The sequence below is a fragment of the Pseudomonas sp. CLCA07 genome, from assembly GCF_053615335.1.
Genome location: NZ_CM132131.1, coordinates 3,017,066 through 3,035,413, shown reverse-complemented (window position 1 = coordinate 3,035,413; position 18,348 = coordinate 3,017,066). Strand labels below are relative to the sequence as shown.

Here is an 18,348-nt window from a genome sequence, read left to right as displayed (position 1 = left end):
TGGGGGCTAGTGTGGGCCTGCGACTGAATCGAAACATTTGGTCACGCGTCGACCTGGTCTAGCAGGTCGTGGGTACCACCGGCTCAAGGGAACCTCCAAAAGTGATAAAAAAGATCCTGATCGCCAACCGTGGTGAGATTGCCGTACGAATCGTACGTGCCTGCGCCGAGATGGGCATTCGCTCGGTCGCGATCTATTCCGACGCTGACCGTCATGCGCTGCATGTGAAGCGTGCGGACGAAGCCCACAGCATTGGTGCCGAGCCACTGGCCGGCTACCTGAACCCGCGCAAGCTGGTGAACCTGGCGGTGGAAACCGGTTGCGATGCATTGCACCCAGGTTACGGCTTCCTTTCGGAAAACGCCGAGCTGGCAGACATCTGCGCTGAACGTGGCATCAAATTCATTGGTCCGTCGGCTGAAGTCATTCGCCGCATGGGCGACAAGACCGAAGCTCGCCGCAGCATGATCAAGGCTGGCGTGCCGGTGACGCCGGGTACTGAAGGCAACGTCGCGGGCATCGAAGAAGCCCTGACCGAAGGCGAGCGCATTGGTTACCCGGTGATGCTCAAGGCCACTTCCGGTGGTGGCGGTCGCGGTATCCGTCGCTGCAACAGCCGCGAAGAACTCGAACAAGCTTTCCCGCGCGTGATCTCTGAAGCCACCAAGGCTTTCGGTTCGGCGGAAGTGTTCCTGGAAAAATGCATCGTCAATCCCAAGCACATCGAAGCGCAGATTCTTGGCGACAGCTTTGGCAACGTGGTGCACCTGTTCGAGCGTGATTGCTCGATCCAGCGTCGCAACCAGAAACTGATCGAGATCGCCCCGAGCCCACAGCTGACCCCGGAACAGCGCGCCTACATCGGCGACCTGTCGGTGCGTGCAGCCAAGGCCGTGGGTTATGAGAACGCCGGTACCGTGGAGTTCCTGCTCGCCGAGGGCGAGGTGTACTTCATGGAGATGAACACCCGGGTGCAGGTGGAACACACCATCACCGAAGAAATCACCGGCATCGACATTGTGCGTGAGCAGATCCGCATCGCGTCCGGCCTGCCGCTTTCGGTGAAACAGGAAGACATCCAGCACCGCGGTTTTGCGCTGCAGTTCCGGATCAACGCCGAAGACCCGAAAAACAACTTCCTGCCGAGCTTCGGCAAGATCACCCGTTACTACGCACCCGGCGGCCCCGGTGTACGTACCGACACGGCGATCTACACCGGTTACACCATCCCACCGTTCTACGACTCCATGTGCCTGAAACTGGTGGTGTGGGCGCTGACCTGGGAAGAAGCGATGGACCGTGGCTTGCGTGCCCTTGACGACATGCGTCTGCAAGGGGTCAAGACCACCGCCGCGTACTACCAGGAAATCCTGCGTAACCCGGAATTCCGTAGCGGCCAGTTCAACACCAGCTTCGTTGAAAGCCACCCTGAACTGACCAACTACTCGATCAAGCGCAAACCCGAAGAGCTGGCCCTGGCCATCGCCGCCGCCATCGCCGCCCACGCAGGCCTGTGAGGAATATAACAATGAGCAAACAAATCCACGTTACCGACACAATCCTGCGCGACGCCCACCAATCGCTGCTCGCCACCCGCATGCGCACTGAAGACATGCTGCCGATCTGCGACAAGCTCGACAAAGTCGGCTACTGGTCGCTGGAATGCTGGGGCGGCGCGACCTTTGACGCCTGCGTACGCTTCCTGAAAGAAGACCCGTGGGAGCGTCTGCGCCAACTGCGCGCTGCGCTGCCTAACACACGTCTGCAAATGCTCCTGCGTGGCCAGAACCTGCTGGGCTACCGCCATTACAGCGATGACGTGGTCAAAGCCTTCGTCGCCAAGGCAGCGGTCAACGGCATCGACGTGTTCCGCATCTTCGACGCCATGAACGATGTGCGTAACCTGCGCGTTGCCATCGAAGCCGTAAAAGCGGCCGGCAAACATGCCCAGGGCACCATCGCGTACACCACCAGCCCGGTGCACACCATCGATGCCTTCGTGGCACAAGCCAAGCAAATGGAAGCCATGGGTTGCGACTCGGTGGCGATCAAGGACATGGCTGGCCTGCTGACGCCATACGCCACCGGCGAATTGGTCAAAGCGTTGAAATCCGAGCAGTCGCTGCCGGTCTTCATCCATTCCCACGACACCGCTGGCCTGGCCGCGATGTGCCAACTCAAGGCCATCGAAAACGGTGCCGACCACATTGACACCGCGATCTCCAGCTTCGCCTGGGGCACCAGCCACCCGGGCACCGAGTCGATGGTCGCCGCCCTCAAAGGCAGCGAGTTCGACACCGGCCTGAACCTGGAACTGCTGCAAGAGATCGGCCTGTACTTCTACGCCGTGCGCAAGAAGTACCACCAGTTTGAAAGCGAATTCACCGCGGTCGATACCCGTGTTCAAGTCAACCAGGTACCGGGCGGGATGATTTCCAACCTGGCCAACCAGTTGAAAGAGCAGGGCGCGCTGAACCGCATGAGCGAAGTGCTGGCCGAAATCCCGCGCGTTCGCGAAGACCTCGGCTTCCCTCCGCTGGTAACGCCGACCTCGCAAATCGTCGGCACCCAGGCCTTCTTCAACGTGTTGGCTGGCGAGCGTTACAAGACCATCACCAACGAAGTGAAGCTTTATCTGCAAGGCGGCTACGGCAAGGCGCCGGGCACCGTGAACGAGCAACTGCGTCGCCAGGCAATCGGCAGCGAAGAAGTGATCGACGTGCGTCCAGCTGATCTGCTCAAGCCGGAAATGACCAAGCTGCGTGCTGAAATTGGCGCCGTGGCCAAGTCCGAAGAAGACGTGCTGACCTATGCGATGTTCCCGGACATCGGCCGCAAGTTCCTCGAAGAACGCGCTGCCGGCACCCTGACGCCTGAAGTGCTGCTGCCGATTCCTGAAGCCGGCGGCGTGGCCTCGGCCGGTGGCGAAGGCGTGCCGACCGAGTTCGTCATCGACGTCCATGGTGAAACCTACCGCGTCGACATCACCGGTGTCGGCGTCAAGGCTGAAGGCAAGCGTCACTTCTACCTGTCCATCGACGGCATGCCGGAAGAAGTGGTGTTCGAACCGCTCAACGAATTCGTCAGCGGCGGCACCAGCAAGCGCAAGCAAGCCACCGCGCCGGGCCACGTCAGCACCACCATGCCGGGCAACATCGTCGATGTGTTGGTCAAGGAAGGCGACACAGTGAAAGCAGGGCAAGCCGTGCTGATCACCGAAGCGATGAAGATGGAAACCGAAGTCCAATCGGCCATCGCCGGCAAAGTCACCGCCATCCACGTGGCCAAGGGCGACCGGGTGAATCCGGGCGAAATCCTGATCGAGATCGAAGGCTGATTTAACAGCCTCGATACAACGCTTTAAACCTCGGGGGGGCATGTGCTCCCCTTTTTTTCGTCCGGGATATGAGGGTTAGAAGCTCATTCGCCACTGACCCGTTACGCCATGGTTTCGGCTGTCGGTGCCGAATTCGCTGTTAAGGCTGACGCCCAACGTGTGTTTGGCTGACACACCGAGATCCAGACCTGCATCGACCAGCAAGCTGTCGCGATCCAGCGGCGCACCGGAAACGCTGAAGTCTTTCCCGCCCGTGACCAGTCGTTGGCGGGTATCGCTGTCGACATCGCCAAACGTGTGTTTCCAGCCGGCTGTGAATCTCGGTGTGAGTTGCATGCCGTTATCCAGCGTGTTGAGTTTCGCCAGTCGCAGGCCGATGGTGCTGTTGAAGTTGTTCTGAGATTGGCTGTGGACTTTCAGCGTAGCGGCACCGCCTTTCTCCGTATAGCCGTCCCGCTGATAGCGTTGATAGCCAAGACCGGCGAACGGTTCAATGCTGACATTGGCGCGACCCAGGTTGTAACCGGCCTCCGCGAAGGCCTGTTGAGTGTTGGCGTCGTAGCGGCCTTCGGGGCGATCACTGAAACCTTTGAAGGCAACCCGGCGTTTCGTGTGTCCGTCGTGATTGCTGTGAGTCGCACCGAGGCGCAGCGACACAGGACCGTCCTGGCGCAGGGCATAGGCGCCCACGTGCCAGCTGTCGAGATCGCCGTCGAGGCCGTGGCTGTCCAGTCGCGTTTCGGATTTGCCACCCAGCACACCCATACGCCATTGCTCATCGATGCCCCAGTCCGCGCCCAGAACCAGACCTTGTGTTGAGAATTTAAGGGCGTCGTTATCGCTATCCAGTGTTCCGCCGAGGCCTAGCGCCTGGAGCCAGACTCTGCCGTTGTTTTCACCGCCGGCGGCTACACGCGGTGCATTTCTCTGATTACCAAATACGGCTGCGCTGTCGAGCTGGCGCATGGCCGAGAGCATGGTTGCGCTGATGGGGCTGTCGCTGTTTAGCGTTGCCTTCGCGAGGTTGGCGTTGTTGCCTGCGGCCAGCTGTTCAATTGCATGAGACGCGGTGGTTTTGTCGCTACCGAGCAGGGCAGCGACAGCGGCGTTTGTAGGGCTGGATGGTTTTGGGGCGGGAGTGACGGGGTTGGTAGCGGCTGTTGGAGTTGTCGCCGCGACGGGCTTGTCGGTGGTGAGTGGGGGTACGGCTGTCGATGGTATTTCAGCGGTATTCATCGGCGCAGTGGCGGGGAGGGAAGTATCGGTGCTTGCCGGTGTATTCAGTGCATCTGAAACGGTTAATGCATTGTCAGATGGCGCCGGCGCTTGCGGTATTTCCATCGGCTCTACGATGTTCTGAGCGACTTCTCGCTCGTTAGTGGCGGGATGGGTATCCGCTAGCGGAGTTTGCGCCGTAACGGGCAGGACGGTGGTCAGTGGGGTGATGGCTGACGCTGCAAGCTCAGCAGTATTTGTCGGCGCAGAGACGGGGAGGGAAGTATCGGCGATTAAAGGTGTATTCAGTGCTTGCGAGACGGTTAATGCATTGTCAGAAGGCGTCAGCGCTGGCGGTATTTCCATCGGCTCCAAGATGCTCCGTGCGACTTCTCGTCCGTTATCGGTGTCTGCGACGCTCTCGAACGGCACATCGTTTCGAGCGTAGGTCAGGCCGACGGTCTTTGCTTTGTAATGGGGAGTAGCGGTCATGAATGCCAGTTCGTTGACGATTTTCCCGAACTCGCCTTTTACCTTTTTTGCTTCGATGATTGTGTACTGACTGCTTTGCGGATGATCACCCGGTGCCGCAACAATTTTCAGTGTTGCATCGCCGAGGCTGGCTGTGCCGTCGACGTTGATAGTTTCTCCACGGCCATCGGGGGAAACCTCATAGGCAAGTACGCCAGTGCTGGAAAGGTTCAAGTCGCCTTTGACTCTTGGGGCGCCTTGCACTCTATCGATGTTCACCTGACCGAAAACATCCAGTCCGCCAACAGTCCCTTTACCTGCAAACGTTCCGTCGTTCTCTACCGTCACAACCCCCTTTATCTCGCCGTTGTTGAAGAGCTGCCCGGCTGCACTGGCCTTGCCTTTGATTTTTCCGTTATTGGTCAGAGTGCCGCCATCAAGCACCGCGACTTCGTCTTTGAAATCTCCTGTACTGGTCAGCGTCCACGATCCTGCCGAAACGTACAGATCGTTGAAGTTACGAGTGTTCCCCAGCTGGCCGCCATCAGAACCGATGAGTTGTATAACGTTGGTTCCTTTACCGCCATCGACCCGACCTTCGAAGCTGCCGCCATTTTTGACGATGATGAGGTCGTCCCGGTCTTGCGGCTTCACGGACACACCCCGAAGTGCAGGTTGAGGCGAATCAATCTCAGACGTGAATGTGCTGGCCGCGCCTGTAAAGGCTTGAAGCCGGGCAAGCGGGTCTGCCGGAGTAGCCTCTGGAAGCTGGGTTACCTCAACGAGGCTCGCCGGCTCTGCTTTTTCTGGCAGTTGTTGAGCGTTTGTAAACTCAGTACAACCCAACGCAAGCGCAATGGCCAATGCCAGGTTTTGTGGGCGAAATGTGTGCTGAATGGACATCGGGTTCGACCTCATTTGAGTGGAGGTCAAACTCTAAATATCGGCCTTGGATACCGATGTCAGGCGGTTCTGGAGGGTTTGCGGGCGGTGTCAGATAGCGCGATGTAGAAAATCATCCACTGTTTGGGGGCAGTGGTTTTTAACGCTTCGAACCGACGACCTTTTCTTACAAAAAATCGAGACGCGGCCAGCTGTCGTACACCCGGAAACTCTCTCGATCCGGATGGCTTTTACAGAATGATGTCGGTGCTACAGCTATGTGCAATTTGATGCACATTTTGTCATCTTAAAATGTAAAAAATGCATTTTAATGCGTATATTGATACCGCAGCCAACCGTTAACTGCACTATATTGCAAGCGACGTATCATTTTTGGATGTGATTACGCATTTAATTGCAGGTGGATTTATGTACGCACTGACACTCCAGGCATACACGTCCGGGAAATGGCTGGATGCGATGACGTTGGTTTTTGTTGAGCCAGAAAAGGGATTTGAAGGTCCCTGCCGGTTTGGTTACAAAACAGACTACGTAGCCAATAACTTTGAGTACATCGAATCGCCTTTCTCCAAAGCAGTCAGCGCCAGGTTGCCCTTGGATTGGGATAGCACTTCACTGAAAAAAGCGCCTGCTTTCCTGCTCGACATAGCTCCTGCGGGTGCCGCCAAACGCTTTCTCATGGCACGAGTTGGACAAGAAAAACCCGAAGGAATCAGTGCTGATTTGTTTTTGCTGGGGCGAAGCACACCTGCTCCTATTGGCCACATGCGTATCAAAGAGTCCGTTGATGCTGTCGTTGAAAGGGTTGCAATGGGCTTTCCACGCAACGAAGTGGTCGACCGCGATAATACTTTTCTGGAGTACGCCTACGAGCAGGGTGCCGCAATTGGTGGGGCAACCGGGGCCGGTGGAGAAGCTCCAAAACTGCTGATGTCGGAAGGTCGAGACGGCTTGCTCTATCCAGATGCTGTGATAAGCGACGATCAAGTGGTGCAGCATTGGTTTGTAAAGTTTGCTCGTAACAAGGGGACTCAGACAGACCAGATTATTCTCAGAAGCGAGTTCCACTATTACAAGGCATTGCACGCTCTAGGTATCGAGACTGTCGCGGCAGATGGACTCGCATTGGAGGAAGCGAATAAGCCAAGCCTATGGATGCAGCGCTTTGATCGCAAAGTGACAGATCAGGGTGTTGAGCGTTTGGCGGTTGAATCGATCTACTCGCTGGCGGGTGTGACGGTGCCCGGTAGTTACATGGACCATCTGGAGGTAATCCAGCATCTGGCTCAACTCTGGACACTGGCCGGGCAGGTCGATCAGATCCCCGGTCTGGTGTCCGATTATCTGCGAAGAGACTTGCTCAACAAAATTCTTGGCAACTCCGATAACCATGGTCGCAACACCTCAATTATTCGCGACACCGACTCCTTTCGCCTCGCTCCAATTTACGACTTGGCTCCGATGGTGATGGACGATGAAGGGGTCACACGCACGACTAAATGGCCGAAGCACCTGGAGGTAGCGGGCGAGGTGAAATGGCGAGAAGTTTGTAATGCCTTGGCAATGATCGGAGATCCTGAAGCCCTGTATGAGGGGTTACGAAAGGACGCCGATCACCTATTGGCTTTGCCAGACATTCTTACCGCTAGCGGTCTTCCTGAAGTCACCATGAATCATCCAGCGATTGCCCTGAGAAATCTTGAGCAGCGCTTGAAAAACTGGGGGCTGAAATGACCATTTCCATTGATGCTCGGGCTTTGTTGATTGAAAGTATTCAAGAGGGGCTGGCTCAAGGCACGCTTGAGATCAGCCAAGCAGTTCGTCGGTTACGAGTCGAGGTCACCGGTCTGCACCAGACCCAATTCGCAAAAATGTGCAAAATCTCAGTACGCACGCTGGTGCATATCGAACATGGAGAAGGGAATCAAACACTGAAATCGCTGAATGCAGTCTTCAGACCGTTTGGTCTGAAGATGGGCGTAGTACGGATCCGGCGCGACTTGAGCTGACGCAACAGCACAACATTTGTGGCGAGGAAGTCCTCGCCACAGGTACGACGAAAAACCGTAGGCGCTTACCCTCGACACTCCACCAACGTTTTCACCTGCCCCGACCCCGTCTGGTTCTCATCGCTCAACCACCGCTCAAACCCCGCACCAATCGAAGGCCATTCCGAGTCCAGAATCGAATACCACGCGGTATCCCGGTTCTGTCCCTTCACCACCATGTGTTGGCGGAAAACTCCTTCAAAACTGAACCCCAATCGCTCGGCCGCGTATTTGGAGCGGGCGTTGCCGTTGTTGCACTTCCACTCCAGGCGGCGATAACCCAGTGCAAACGACTCCTTGGCCAGCAGATAAATCGCCTCGGTACTTTTCGGCGAACGCTGCATCGGTGCGCCGAAGGTTACATGGCCGATTTCGATGCGACCTTGTGCCGGGACAATCGACATCAGACTGAGAATCCCCTGCACCTCACCGCTGACACGGTCGATCACGCTGAAGAAATACGGATCGCTGTTGGCCGCATGGTTGTTCAGCCAGTCATTGAATGCACTGCGTTCCGGGAAAGGCCCATAAGGCAAATAGTCCCAGAGTTTCGGATCGGCCCCCGGGCCCTGCAAGGCCTTGAACAAACCCTCGCCATGACGCGCCGGGTCGAGTTTTTCCAGGCGAATGAAACGCCCTTCGATAGTTTCAACGGTGGGTGCCGGGGCGCCTTTCCAGCCTGCGAGTGAAGTCGACATGTTGTTCTCCTTGAACCTTAAAGGGCTTTGCGAAACTGGATGAAACCGGGGCGTTCGGCGATGCGCTCGTAGAGCTGGATCGCGGTAGCGTTGGTTTCGTGGGTCAGCCAGTGGACTTTGCCGCAACCGTCCGCTTTGGCGGTGACGTAGACGAATTCGATGAGCTTGCGGCCGACGCCGGTGCCGCGGGTTTCTGGCGTTACCAGCAGGTCTTGAAGATAGCAGGAGTTTTCGATGCTCCAGTTTGAGCGATGGTAGATGAAGTTCACCATGCCGACCGCTTTGCCATCAATCCACGCCAACGCTGAATGCGTCGGTTCAGTCGGGTCGAGCATGCGCTGCCAGGTGCTGTCAGTGACCGTGTCAGGCAACTCGGTGTTGTAGAAGCGCAGGTAGGCTTGCCACAGCGGCAACCAGGCGGCGTGATCGTCGGCGCTGACCTGACGAATTTCAATCTGACTCATGTTCATTCCTTAACGCATCAAGTGGGCGAGGGCCTGATCGTGCACATCAGGGCTGGCGGCGAGCCCTTCGCGCACACCGGCGATGTCTGCGGTGCTGCGGTTCTGGCTGAGCTTGCGTTTGCCTTCCAGACGCTGGATCGGCAGGGCAAACCCGACAATCGCCTTGAGCATGCCGTCAATGTAGTCGGCGGGAGCGTCGGCGACCTTCCACGGCTGGGTGCGCCCGGCTTCGTGACGATCCGTCAACGCGCTGACCAGGTTGAGCAGGCTCTCGGCATCGGTGAACACGTCGGCGGTGCCGTAAGCGTGTACCGCGACGTAGTTCCAGGTCGGTACGACTTTGTCATGCTCGGCTTTACTCGGATAAAACCCTGGGCTGACGTAAGCGTCGGCACCGGCAAAGATCACCAGTGCTTCGGCGCCATCCTGCAAGTCTTTCCATTGCGGATTGGCCCGGGCGAAGTGGCCGTAAAGGGTGCCATTCGGGCCTTCGTCAGGTTTGAACAACAGCGGCAGATGACTGGCTTGCAGGCCTTGCTCGCCGTGGGTAACCACCATGGCGAGGCGGGTGCCGAGGATCTGCTGGCGCAGTTCATCCAAATCTTTGATGGCAAAGCTGCTGGGGTTGTACATGGAAAAATTCCTTGGCGAATGTCTCCATCCTAGGCAGGCTATTGGTCTGTTGTAAGAGCCATTAATGATCAATTTCATAGGTCCATTGCCATGACCGACGCGCCGCTCTCCCTGTCGTTCAACCCTGCCGGTATCGAACTTGATCGCCGTCAGGGCCTGAGTCGTCAGCTTTATCAGGCATTGCGCCTGCGAGTGCTGGACGGGCGGTTGGTCAGTGGCACGCGATTGCCGGCCAGCCGCGATCTGGCGGCAGCGCTGGCGATTTCTCGCAACAGCGTGGTGCGAGCCTACGATCAGCTCTATGCCGAGGGGTTTATCGAAGGTCGAGTCGGAGACGGGACTTACGTCGCGCAATTGCCTCAAACCGCGTTACCGGCGAAAAAATTATCCACAAAAGTATCCACAGGGTTGTCAACAGGGTTACCCACAGCCTTATCCACAAATTGGCTGGATTTACCTGTGATTTCATCCAGTGAAGTTATCCACAGCGGCGCCTTGGGGCGCGTTGAAAAGAACCATTTGGCCCTGCCGCCGAGTGGGCCACCCAGAGCATTTCGAGTCGGCGTTCCGGCGTTTGATCTGTTTCCATTCGAGATCTGGGCCAAGCTGAATGCGGCTTTCTGGCGTAAACCGGATTTGCAGCAGTTGTGTTATGGCGATCCGGCGGGTGATGAGCGTCTACGAGGAATGATTGCCGCGTATTTGCGCAGTTCGCGCGGCATGCAATGTTCGGCTGAGCAAATAGTGATCACCAGTGGCGCGCAGCAGGGGATTAGCCTTTGTGCACAGCTGCTGGTGGAGCCGGGTGACGGGGTGGCGATTGAAAATCCGGGGTATCGGGCGGCGGGTCATGCGTTTGCTGTAGCCGGTGCGCGATTGCACGGCGTGGCAGTGGACAGTGAAGGCATTGATTGCGGCGAATTGGCCGGGTTGAGTGATTGCCGGCTGGCGTATGTCACGCCCTCGCATCAATACCCGACCGGGGTGGTGATGAGCCTGGCGCGGCGTCTGGAATTGCTGGCCTGGGCCGAACGCACCCAAGGCTGGATCGTCGAGGACGACTACGATGGCGAATACCGCTACAGCGGCGCGCCATTGGCCCCGTTGGCGGCACTCGACCGGCAGGGGCGGGTTTTGTACGTCGGGACCTTCGGCAAAGTCGCCTTCCCGGCGCTGCGTCTGGGGTATCTGGTATTACCGCCGGCATTGGTTCAGGCATTTTCTCAACGCCGAGCAGTGGACGTCCGGCATTCCGAAGTGAGCACCCAAGCGGTGATGGCCGAATTCATGGCGGCCGGGCATTTTCAGCGGCATATCCGTCGCATGCGGCGCGCGGCCCTGAGTCGGCGTAACACATTGCTGGCAGGATGGCCCAAAGACATTCCCGGCATTGGCAGTCTGCCGAGTGTCGCGGCAGGGTTACATCTGACGGTGTCCGTCGACTCCCAAACACGCGAGCGCGAACTGGTGGAAAAAGCCGCCAGCGTTGATGTCGAAATCAACGCGCTTAGCAGCTATTGGTTGCCGGACTCGCAGACACCGGTGGACGAGCGCGCCGGGCTGGTCCTTGGTTTTGCGGCGGTACCCGAGGCGGCGATCAGTGCTGCACTCGGGCGTCTGGAAAAAGTCTGGCGCTGATATACCTATAGGAAGAACAACGCACCGGCCAGTCGATGGTTGATTTCAGCACGATAAATGGCAATGGACTGAAGTGCGTTCACGCTGGCGTGCCTTTCGTAGGCTCCCCCGGAGCCGCGTTGTTCGACGGTCTTCAAGTGCGCGGCAGTGAAGGCCGGTCTGGGTGTGTCGGATGCCGGGTAATGAAAGTGCGCATACCAAAGTACTTTGCGGGTTTCGTGATCGCGAATCTCATACTCATCCAGAAAGTCTTTGCGCGGTCCCTTCAAACGCCGATGCTCCGGTAGTGGTTTGCCTATCCTGTGGATGGTCACCTGGCCCTTGCTGTGCAGCCATTCAACACGACTCGCGGTGGGCAACTGTCGCTTGGTCATGCTGATACGGACATCGGTGCCTTTTTTGTAAAGCGCGACCGCTCCGTCCATCAGTTTTTTGCTGACGGTGACAGCCGATCCCGGTCCTCCCTCGGTGGCATTGTTATCGGTCAGGGCTTTCTCGATAGCGTCCGCAGCCTCTTCCATTCGGCCGGCCTGCTGATGAAACATCTCTTCGATTTCCAACGGAATACGTCGATCGGCTTTTGAGTGAGCCTCGGTACGTCGCACGAAAGATTCCAGCTGTGTCAGTAATGCTTCACCGTTTTGCAGGCTGACCACCAGCGTTGGAGGAGTGGCGGTGGGTACAGCCGTTTTGACAGGTACATGTTCGACCCAGACGCCGGGTGTTTTCTCATGGAACGTAGCGATCACCTTCCCCGTGAGTGGGGAGGTCACGTCGACCAGATCGGTGTCGGTGGAGTTGGCGCGCGTTCGCGGCTTGCCGACGACGGCGCCTTTGAAGCGCGTTTTGATGAGGCGATGAGGGGCCGTTACCGGTCGCGATGGTCCCGGAGCCGGTTCGAGGGTCTTGCGCTCATGCAGCAACCCCGACAGGTGATTAACGGCGCGCTCGTTGAACGCTTCGATACGCTGGCGCATCAGGTCCAGTGACGGTTGCAGCAGCTGCCCGGGGTGCTCGTCGGGCAGGTCGATAATACGTTGGTCGATGGTTGCGAACTGCTCCACCAGATCGCTGAATCCTTCAATCTGTTCGGCTAGCGACAGGGGATTATCCTTGGCAAGGTCCAGTGACGACTGGATGGTGAGGCCCGCGTCTTCGACAAGGGTGACCAGCGCCTGACGGGCAGCCTCGGTGGCGACCGTACCGGTGTCATTAAGGCAGAGTTCTTGAGCGAGGCTGATCTGAAACAGCTTCAGGTCGTGCAGGTCAAAGCTCGGCAGTCCTTGCGTGTATTGCCTGGCGGTTTCGGCGGCTTCTCTGCCCAGTCGTTTCAACTCATCGATCCGGGCCTGGGCAAATTCGATTTTGTCGATAAACCCCTGGGTCATGTCGCTGGTCTGTTGATGAATCTGGCGTCGTGTTTGGGTGGATTCGTTCGGCTCTCCATCAAACAGGGCCAAAGAGCGACGCATGCAGGTGCCAAACACAGCGTTTTGTCGATGGCACCACATCTCCGTCAGCAATAGCTGTTGATCCAGGCAACTGACCAGGACAGCGCGGTAGTTGATGATGGGCTCAAGCACGTGGAATGCTTTGAGCTGTTCAATGTAGACGTCATAAACGGCCAGCTGTTTATCCAGCGTTTCGATCAGTCTGCGACCATTGGGATCATCAACGCCTGATGCGGAAGGGGCAGCCGCTTTCTCGGCGGATTCGAGTGCGGTCTTCAGCGCCACTTTGTTCGTATCGAAGGTCTCCAGTTGCTTTCGCAGTTCCTCTTTACGCCGTGCATTTTCCCGTACCATTTCTTTTCGGCTACCGCCACCGCCGCGCAACCTCAGGCGTGTGTCGACAACCCATTGCCCTGATGCGGAATGGGTCAGCAGAGGGCCAGTCTCTGGTGGGGACTGACGACTATCAATGATTTGCACGAACTCGTTGTCGTTGACCGTGACTTCGAACCAGCGTTGTCCAACCTGGGCATACCATTTTTTGTTGAGCTGGCTCAAAAAACGATGGGGTCCGGTTTCAGTCGAAGGGCTTGCCAGGCCTTCAGGTTTTGCAATGGCCAGCCCGTCCAGCAGCGCCCCCAAGCCCGTTCGCGCGAGGGCACCATGGGTGTACAAGTTGCTCTTGTGATTCGCTGGCAGCCGTTGAGCGGTGATATCGGGTAACCGGGTCACGGTGATAGTCGGCCTCGGCGTGGGTGGCTGCCCCAGCGTCAAAACCTCCTTTTCAAGCACGCGGCTTGTTGTGTGGCGCGTCGCTGCGTAATGGGCCAGGACCATGCCCAATGACAGGAACAGGTCGGTCAGTGCTGTCCATGCATCGTCACTGTCACCTTTCTCGCTGGCTTCATTCGCTTCATCCAGGTCGCTCATGATTTGCCAGACCCAGGCCGCGCTGGCAGCCGTTCTGCCCAGGAATGGCAGCGCAATGTTGAACAGCACCCATGCCCCATGCTTGAGGGTCTGCCAACGACTTTGAGCATTGGAGACCGATTGCCGGTCTGCAAGGGTGATCATCGCGTTGGCATTGGCGGTGAACAGGGTCGCCAGTGCAGGTTGTGCAAGTGGCGTGGCCGCTAGCGTGACAGCCCCCATCATGCCAAGGGCCGACGTTGGATCGACCAGCCATTGCGACAGTGTCCAGACCGACGGCAGTTGGCCAGGAAATACGTACTGTGAGTAGTTGAAGCGCACATCATCCGGCAACCAGGCCAGCACCGACTGGCGAAGCGTCTGGTTATGTTTGATCGCATATAGCAGGTTGGTTTCGCGGGGATATTGCAAAAGCGGGGGATCCAGCAACGGGCGAAAGAGCAGGCAGGGGCCCCTGTCGGCGAGACGCGGGCCGATGACGAACATGTTGGCAACCTCGTCGGCCTTGTTGTCCGTGCGGCCCCCGGGAATGAACGCCAGCGCACGAATGATGATTTCCTGGCCGTCCACAAAACGGTCGGCGGGTTTTTCTTGCATCGCTGCGAGCACGTATCGGTATCCCTGATTATCGATACCTGCCTCGCCACGAACTTTGTGCTGCAGCGTTTGAAGTGGCAGCTGGATGCGCAGGTGGCTGGCGAACAGGTTTTGCCGACGTTGTGTTTCCTTCGGGTCACCGAGCAGCTTTTGCTTGATCAGCGTGGGATAGATTTCACCGATGTTGACCTCTGTGACCAGTTTTTCCAGGTAGTCCGGTGTCATCCAGGACTCAACGGCGCTGCCGTCGGTGCGGCGAACGGTCTTGTTACCCAGCGGTACGGCAATCAGGTTCTGCAGGGCGAGATCGATCAGCGACATCGTGACGGTTTCGGTTTTACCTGGCACGGCGATGGCGCCCAGGATCACCGGGCTGGTGATACTCATTTCAATCGTTTCGAGCCTGGCGTCCGTCGCCTCGGGGTGATCTTTCAGCACCTGATTTTTTAGTGTTTGCAGCGTAAATACCGGGAGCGGTGGAATGTCATCCAGAAAGGATTTACCCGCGTGTTGCTCCCGAAGCTGCGCCAGGTCCATCAAGTGTCGGCTGTAGCAGGTCAGGTCTGCCGGTTGCGCGTTTAGCAGCCAGTCGGGCAGCAAGCGCTCGATCTGGCTGAAACGCCCTTCGTCAATGTCCTTGCGGTTTCCGGCCGCCGTAATGGCTCGATGCGCAAGATCACCGTTCGGGATGGTGTCTTGAAGCTGGCCGATGGCAGCGATTTCGAGCGCGATCAGCGCAAAGGCTTGATGGTCGAAAAAGTTGCCGGTGGGCTCATACAAACGCCATCGCAACGTGCGCGAACCCGGCGTGGACGTAGCGCGTGCAGGCAGCGTTTCAGCGAATGATTCCAGCGAGTCATGACGCTTGAAGCCCTCTGTGATCGAGTGGCTGATTACCAGCGTGCGCGTGCCCAGCGTACCCACCAGCACGGCCACGTCCAGCACCCGCAGATGCTTGTCCGGTTCATCGATGTTGATCAGGCAGGCCATTGATGTATAGGCGTCGTCGCGGTGTCGGGTGGCTTTATCCGGGTCGTTGAACAAGGCCAGTGCCATGGCCTTTTGATCCTCATCCCAGCCTGAAACCTGCTCGATGTTCCAGAGGTTGCGCAGTGAACCGGAGAGTTGATGCCAGCGTGGTGTTTCTACTTCCGTCTGCTGGTTCCAGTAATCAAGTTGCTGCTCTTGATAGGACACGAACAGCAGCGGGATCAGTTGGTTGATCAACCGGCCAATGTCGTCGATCTTGACGGGCAACTGGATCGCTGGAGCTACCCCTGGTTGCAGGGTCAGGAAGTGTTCCCCGTCAATGTAGGTCGCGGTCTGCGCCGACAGCGTGAGCCGCACCAATGCGTCGGTCAGCGACTCGAATCGACGCAGGCCGGGCGTGACCTGGTTGCCGCTGACGGTCCAGGTTGGCGTCACGACCATGGCCTGGACCGGATCGATATCAAGGCTTGGATACGCGGCGTCGAGGGCCGTGCGCAGTGCGTTCGTCGCAACTTCCCTGAGCGAGGGTCCAGTGACCAGTTGGGTCAATACATCTTCGGAGCGGGTAGAGGAGGTGTCGGGCATGGCCATTTCCTTTGTGCCGATAAGGGCGCTGGCCACTGGGCCGCGCGGTATCGGGTCAAGGTAGAGGGTTGTCGAAGGCCGAAGGTGGTAGATAGTTATCGCGGGCAAAAAAAGACCCGCGCTCATTGGCGGGTCTTCCGGTTCAACTCGTTTTCAGGTGCCCGACTTGATCTTGGTCCAGGCTCGCGTGCGCGCACGTTCGGCATCGCGTGGCAGTGGTTGCAGGGTGTAAAGCGTGCTCATCGCCGTTTCGGTCGGGTACAGGTTGGGGTTGTTGCGGATCGCCGGGTCGACCAGTTCCGTGGCGTCCTTGTTCGGGTTCGGGTAGCCGACGAAGTCGCTGACCGGCGCGATCACTTGGGGTTGCAGCAAGTAGTTGATGAAGGTGTAGGCGTCTTCCGGGTTCTTTGCGCCTTTGGGAATGGCGAGCATGTCGAACCAGATCGGCGCGCCTTCTTTGGGCAGGCGCATGTCGACGATCACACCGTTCTTGGCTTCCTTGGCGCGATTGGCGGCCTGGGAGAAACTGCCGGAATAACCGACTGCGACGCAGATGTCACCGTTGGCAATGTCGGCCATGTACTTCGACGAATGGAAGTAGGTGACGTACGGGCGGATCTTCATCAACAGGGCTTCAGCCTTGTCGTAGTCCGCCGGCTTCTTGCTGTTGGGGTCCAGGCCGAGGTATTGCAGGGCCAGCGGCAGGATCTCCGATGGCGAGTCGAGCAGGGCGACGCCGCACTGCTTGAGCTTGCTGATGTTTTCTTCCTTGAAGATCAAATCCCAGCTGTCCACCGGCGCATTGTCGCCCAGCACGGCTTTGACCTTGTCCGGGTTGAAACCGATCAGGATGGTGCCGTACATGTACGGTACGGCGAATTTGTTGCCCGGGTCGTTGGCTTCGATCAGCTTCATCAGCTTCGGATCGAGGTGGTTCCAGTTTGGCAACTTGCTGCGATCCACCGGCTGGAATACGCCGGCTTCGATCTGTTTGGCAAGGAACACATTGGACGGCACCACGACGTCATAACCGGAGTTACCGGTCAGGAGCTTGGCCTCCAGTGCTTCGTTAGTGTCGAAAATGTCGTAGACCAGTTTGGTCTGGGTGTTCTGAGCCTTGAAGTCTTCCAGCGCTTTGGGGGTGATGTAGTCGAACCAGTTGTAGACGCGCAACGTTCGTTCTTCAGCATGAACCGCACCACTGAGCACCGTGGCGCACAGGGTGGGGATGATAAAACGCTTGAGTCTGTTCATTGTTCTAATTCCTCATTGGGCGCTTTCAAAACCTTCGAGAACGTTCACGGCATTGATGCCGATTTCTTCTACCGCGTAACCGCCTTCCATCACGAACAGCGTCGGCTTGCCGAGGCGCGCAATACGCTCGCCCATGGCCAGGTAATCCGGGCTGTCGAGCTTGAATTGCGAGATGGGATCGTCCTTGAACGTATCGACACCCAGGGAGACGACGATAATGTCGGCGCCGTATTTTTCGATCTCTTGGCAGGCCTGATCCAGGGCTGCACTCCACGTGTCCCAGCCGCTGCCGGCGGGCAACGGGTAGTTGAAGTTGAAGCCTTCGCCGGGGCCTTCACCGAGCTCGTCTTCATAGCCGAGGAAGAACGGGAACTCTGCTTCCGGGTGGCCGTGAATCGAGGTGAACAGCACGTCGCTGCGCTCATAGAAAATCGATTGGGTGCCATTGCCGTGGTGGTAGTCGACGTCGAGGATCGCGACCTTTTTATGGCCCTGATCGAGGAAGGCCTGAGCGGCGATGGCGGCGTTGTTGAGGTAGCAATAACCACCCATCAAATCGCTGGCAGCGTGATGTCCCGGTGGACGGCACAAGGCGAAGGCACTGCGCGCGCCGCGCTGGATTTGCGCCTGCGCGGTGAGGGCAACTTGTGCCGCACTGTATGCCGCTTGCCACGTACCGGCGGTGATCGGAGCGCCAGCGTCGAAGCTGTAATAGCCGAGCTGGCCGTGCAGGCTGGTGGGTTTAATGGAACGCAGGGTTCGGGCCGGCCAGGTGTAGGGCAACAAGTCGCCGTCGGTATTGAATTCGGTCCAGCGTGCCCAAGCGCCCTTGAAGAAGTCGAGGTAGTCGCGGCTGTGGATGCGTGCGATCGGGTCGAGGCCGAAATCCTGCGGTGTTTCGACCGGGCCGAGATTCTGGTTTTGCACGCGTTGCAACACATGGTCGGCACGCGACGGCATTTCGAAGCAGGGCTTGAGTTGCCCGTCTATCAATTCGCAACGGCCGTGGTGCAGGTGGTGATCGTCCGAGTAGATCGTCAGCATTTTCTTGTTCTCCGCAGGCTGGTTCGGTTGAACACAGTCTTGCGGCAGGCAGCGTTTGGGAGAACGGCAGGAAAGGCCAAAAGGGGATTG

General features: G+C 57.9%; 12 protein-coding genes. 5 read left to right on the top strand and 7 right to left on the bottom strand.

Going from position 1 to position 18,348, the window contains the following annotated elements:
- Positions 1 to 101: 101 nt before the first annotated feature.
- Both ACWGZX_RS14025 and oadA read left to right on the top strand, forming a co-directional pair.
- Complete coding sequence (locus ACWGZX_RS14025; protein ID WP_452628725.1) at positions 102 to 1,517, top strand: acetyl-CoA carboxylase biotin carboxylase subunit; 1,416 nt, start codon at positions 102 to 104, stop codon at positions 1,515 to 1,517.
- Between the two features lie 11 nt (positions 1,518 to 1,528).
- The gene (oadA, locus tag ACWGZX_RS14020; RefSeq protein WP_452628724.1) at positions 1,529 to 3,337 is read left to right on the top strand and encodes a sodium-extruding oxaloacetate decarboxylase subunit alpha; all 1,809 of its coding nucleotides are present in this window, start codon (positions 1,529 to 1,531) and stop codon (positions 3,335 to 3,337) included.
- A gap of 75 nt (positions 3,338 to 3,412) precedes the next feature.
- On the opposite strand, the gene ACWGZX_RS14015 is transcribed toward oadA, so the two are convergent.
- Positions 3,413 to 5,926, bottom strand: coding sequence for an autotransporter outer membrane beta-barrel domain-containing protein (locus ACWGZX_RS14015; RefSeq protein WP_452628723.1), 2,514 nt, complete (start codon positions 5,924 to 5,926; stop codon positions 3,413 to 3,415).
- Between the two features lie 408 nt (positions 5,927 to 6,334).
- On the opposite strand from ACWGZX_RS14015, the gene ACWGZX_RS14010 reads away from it, so the two are divergent.
- A complete protein-coding gene (locus ACWGZX_RS14010; protein WP_452628722.1) occupies positions 6,335 to 7,660 on the top strand; it encodes a HipA domain-containing protein in 1,326 nt (441 codons plus the stop codon).
- Entirely contained in the window at positions 7,657 to 7,935 is a 279-nt protein-coding gene (locus ACWGZX_RS14005) for a helix-turn-helix domain-containing protein (protein ID WP_452628721.1), read from the top strand. The genes ACWGZX_RS14010 and ACWGZX_RS14005 overlap by 4 nt, the downstream gene beginning before the upstream one ends.
- Before the next feature lie 65 nt (positions 7,936 to 8,000).
- Here the strand turns inward: ACWGZX_RS14005 and ACWGZX_RS14000 are convergent, their stop codons facing one another.
- From ACWGZX_RS14000 to ACWGZX_RS13990, 3 genes are read right to left on the bottom strand one after another with little or no spacing between them, the layout of a single operon-like run.
- The gene (locus ACWGZX_RS14000; protein ID WP_452628720.1) at positions 8,001 to 8,672 is read right to left on the bottom strand and encodes a GNAT family N-acetyltransferase; all 672 of its coding nucleotides are present in this window, start codon (positions 8,670 to 8,672) and stop codon (positions 8,001 to 8,003) included.
- A 17-nt stretch (positions 8,673 to 8,689) separates the two neighbouring features.
- Entirely contained in the window at positions 8,690 to 9,136 is a 447-nt protein-coding gene (locus ACWGZX_RS13995) for an N-acetyltransferase family protein (RefSeq protein WP_452628719.1), read from the bottom strand.
- Between the two features lie 9 nt (positions 9,137 to 9,145).
- The gene (locus ACWGZX_RS13990; protein WP_452628718.1) at positions 9,146 to 9,769 is read right to left on the bottom strand and encodes an FMN-binding negative transcriptional regulator; all 624 of its coding nucleotides are present in this window, start codon (positions 9,767 to 9,769) and stop codon (positions 9,146 to 9,148) included.
- Between the two features lie 90 nt (positions 9,770 to 9,859).
- Between ACWGZX_RS13990 and pdxR the strand changes: the two genes are divergently transcribed.
- Positions 9,860 to 11,407, top strand: a complete 1,548-nt coding sequence (gene pdxR / locus ACWGZX_RS13985; RefSeq protein ID WP_452628717.1) for a MocR-like pyridoxine biosynthesis transcription factor PdxR — start codon at positions 9,860 to 9,862, stop codon at positions 11,405 to 11,407.
- Positions 11,408 to 11,412: 5 nt separating this feature from the next.
- On the opposite strand, the gene ACWGZX_RS13980 is transcribed toward pdxR, so the two are convergent.
- The 3 genes from ACWGZX_RS13980 to ACWGZX_RS13970 all read right to left on the bottom strand — a co-directional run bounded on the left by ACWGZX_RS13980 (position 11,413) and on the right by ACWGZX_RS13970 (position 18,258).
- Positions 11,413 to 15,960, bottom strand: coding sequence for a hypothetical protein (locus tag ACWGZX_RS13980; RefSeq protein ID WP_452628716.1), 4,548 nt, complete (start codon positions 15,958 to 15,960; stop codon positions 11,413 to 11,415).
- Between the two features lie 153 nt (positions 15,961 to 16,113).
- Positions 16,114 to 17,214 (bottom strand): polyamine ABC transporter substrate-binding protein, encoded by a 1,101-nt coding sequence (locus ACWGZX_RS13975; RefSeq protein WP_452628715.1) that lies wholly within the window; start codon positions 17,212 to 17,214, stop codon positions 16,114 to 16,116.
- A 12-nt stretch (positions 17,215 to 17,226) separates the two neighbouring features.
- Positions 17,227 to 18,258, bottom strand: a complete 1,032-nt coding sequence (locus tag ACWGZX_RS13970; protein ID WP_452628714.1) for a histone deacetylase family protein — start codon at positions 18,256 to 18,258, stop codon at positions 17,227 to 17,229.
- Positions 18,259 to 18,348: the final 90 nt, after the last annotated feature.